The following is a 551-nucleotide window of genomic DNA, read 5'->3' on the forward strand; positions in this document are numbered from 1 at the left end:
TCTGTGGACCGATCGAGGCTTCTTGCTTGAACCCTGGCCAGCCTGTATCGGCTGCAGCAACGAGAATTTCGCAGGACCGCCCATGACCCGCCCGATCATTGTCTTCGACCTCGACGGCACGCTGGTCGACACGGCGCCCGACTTGCTCGACAGCCTCAATCACAGCCTGGCGGCGAGTGATCTGGCCGCTGTCGACGAAGCCGGCTTCAGGCGCTTCGTCGGCCATGGCGGCCGCGTCATGATCGAACGCGCGCATGCCGCGCAGAACAAGGCGCTGATGGCCGAAGAGCACGACCGGCTGCTGAAGCTCTTCCTCGACCATTACACGCTGAACATCCCCGGCAAGTCGCGCCCCTACCCTGGCGTGATCGCGGCGCTCGACCGTTTCCAGGCCGCCGGATACCTGATGGCCGTCTGCACCAACAAATACGAAGCCAATTCCGCGACGCTGATCGGCGCGCTTGGCATGTCGGACTATTTTGCCGCGATCTGCGGCCAGGATACGTTTGCTTTCCGCAAGCCCGACCCGCGCCATCTCACCGAGACCATCC

1 protein-coding gene is annotated in these 551 nt (G+C 63.5%); it reads left to right on the forward strand.

Annotated features, from left to right (window positions below; all coding sequences use genetic code 11):
- Nucleotides 1–82: 82 nt before the first annotated feature.
- Nucleotides 83–551: HAD hydrolase-like protein (locus EOA28_RS37945; protein WP_128315956.1), on the forward strand; the 469-nt coding region annotated here is incomplete at its 3' end.

This window comes from Mesorhizobium sp. M2A.F.Ca.ET.067.02.1.1, assembly GCF_004023285.1.
Lineage (GTDB): Bacteria > Pseudomonadota > Alphaproteobacteria > Rhizobiales > Rhizobiaceae > Mesorhizobium.